Source organism: Faecalicatena contorta (genome assembly GCF_021531895.1).
GTDB lineage: Bacteria > Bacillota > Clostridia > Lachnospirales > Lachnospiraceae > JAFBIX01.
The window spans coordinates 1-2,540 of sequence record NZ_JAFBIX010000061.1; the positions used below are offsets into that span (position 1 = coordinate 1).

The following is a 2,540-nucleotide window of genomic DNA, read 5'->3' on the forward strand; positions in this document are numbered from 1 at the left end:
GGTTATTTCTTTGATTCACGAAATGAAAGCTACTATTGAATTCTATGGATTAAAAAAATACGGAGAGAAAATTGCACGGTATGCAGATTATATTGTATTTCCTAATCAAATAGTGAAAAATGATTTTAATGATTTATTTCCTGATTTGAAGGGAAAATGTTTAATTCAAGCGCAGGGAGTTTATTTGGATGATAAAAAAGAAAGTATAAATTCATATAGTTTTAATTTGGAGGAGTATAACATACAAGCCAATGATGTGGTTATAATGAGTTCGGGAACCTGTGAATTGAGAAAAGGTGTAGATTTATTTGTTGATGCTGCTATTATGTTATTTAAGAATTGTCAGAAAAAAAATATACATTTTATCTGGACAGGAGATTTTAATAGTCCAGAGTTAGAATGTTGGGTTAAAAATCAGATGGAAAGGAGTGGTGTTGATGAAAATATACACTTTATTCCATTTATTAAAGATACTCACAAATATAGGAGCCTTTTGCAGAGAGCCAATATATTTTGGGCAATGTCCAGAGAAGATCCTTTCCCGTCTACTGTATTAGAAGCAATGAAGAACGGGGTGCCAATAGTTGGCTTCTCTGGTACAGGCGGAATACAGATAATGTTATCCGAAAGAAGAGGAATATTAATAGATGATTTTGATTTGAATAAATTTGTATTGGCTTCGAGATGTCTAATAGAGGCAAGAGAAGATTATTCAGATATGGTAAGGAATGCAAAAACGTATGTGGATGAACTTACATTTGATAATTATATAGCTTTTCTAGAGACATGTATAGAAAAGAAACAAGTGATTTGTCCAAAATTGGATTTAAATAAGTGGGGTAATGCTAAACATTTCTATGATCAGCAATTGAAAGAAAAGTCATTTGAAGAAAAAAAGATTGAATTGGTAAAAGCAAGTCTAAAAAAAGCTTTTTCTTTCACAAGAACTGATAAGAGTAAAGTAGTTCTTTTGGATACGGCAAAAGGGTCTGATAACGTTGAAGATGAGATAATTATGGATTATTGTACTTCTGTTTGCAAAACCGTGTTACCGAATACAGATTTTGTACATATACCAACCCATATATATGATGAACATTCAGAACACATAGAATCATATTTCAAGATTCTATGTGGTACTAATTTAATCTATACAAGAATGGAGAATTCAAAACAATGGGCGTTACCTCAAGACATTGCTAATTATAAAAAAATCTGTTTATTAGGAGTTGGAATGCAACAGTTAGGGATTGAGCTCCCTATGAGTAATTATACAAAGCTCTTTTTACGTTTCATTTTAGATTCAAAGTGTATTCATTCAGTGAGAGACGAACAGACGAAAATGCGTTTAGAACAAATTGGAGTCAAAAACATACTAAATACTGGATGTCCGACAATGTGGAGATTAACACCAGAGCATTGTGCACGAATTCCAACAAAAAAAGCTAGTAATGTTTTAACAACGGTGACAGATTATATGAAAGATAGGGAAAAAGATAGCTTAATGTTATCTGTTTTGAAAAAACATTATGATAATGTATTTATTTGGATTCAAGGACAAAAGGATTATGAATATCTTTGTGAAATTGTTGATTTGGATGATTATATCATTATCCCTCCATCATTGAAGGAATTAGATAGCATATTAAAGAAGTTCGAATTAGATTATATTGGAACGAGGCTTCATGCAGGAATAAGGAGTTTAAATTATTTTCATCGTTCATGTATTATTGCAATAGATAATAGAGCCAGAGCGATAGCTCTGGATACTAACTTACCAATTTTAGAGAGAAATGAAATAAAGGATAAATTAGAAAGTATAATTTTTGAAGAGAGAAAAACAAAAATTACGATTCCATTGAAAGAAATTGAACTTTGGAAAAATCAATTTAGACGATAATAAAAATTGTAATTACAATTGAAAATGTCTTACGTGCAATAATATTAGGTGATATTACTAAATTATATTTATATTGTTTTCTTGGAATTGATATGTGGAAATCAATTGCTGGCCGGACTTTCATTGTATAAGAGGCTTTCGTTTAGCGTTTATTATCTGTAAATCTCTTTGCCGAGCAGGTTACTGAGTTCGGGAATGTTTCTTTGGATGCACTGTGTGATTGTCCTGCATTTACTATAGATGAGCCGTTGGGGCAATGTGTACCGGATATAAGGAGATTAACGGAGAGTGGTATTTCTTCAATAATAAGCAGGCTCCGTTAGGTATGTTGTCTTATACAGGAGTTACTTCGATTATGGGATCAAGTGAATTGGGAAATGATAAATCAACGGTTGTAAGTAAGCTGGTTAAGGTGTATAACAAACGTGGAATGACATATCCTTCTGAAGTATTTAGTAAAGGTGGTGCAGCCGACATTCAGACGTTTTGTGAAATACTATACAAAGAAGCTATTGAATAATCCGGGGGCCGTGTCCCTGCTGTCCGGACTTAGGAAACCGCAAATCCGTTTTTAAGGAAACCACCATTCCGTTGGTGGAAACCTTTATCATAAATTCTTAAAATGTAACTATGCACCCTG

2 protein-coding genes are annotated in these 2,540 nt (G+C 32.6%); both read left to right on the forward strand.

What is annotated here, in order from left to right; all coding sequences use genetic code 11:
• Positions 1 to 1,900 (forward strand): glycosyltransferase (locus JQM81_RS13325; RefSeq protein WP_235234288.1); only part of this gene is annotated, 1,900 nt, incomplete at its 5' end.
• Between the two features lie 256 nt (positions 1,901 to 2,156).
• Entirely contained in the window at positions 2,157 to 2,420 is a 264-nt protein-coding gene (locus JQM81_RS13330) for a hypothetical protein (protein WP_235234290.1), read from the forward strand.
• The last annotated feature ends 120 nt before the right edge of the window (positions 2,421 to 2,540 follow it).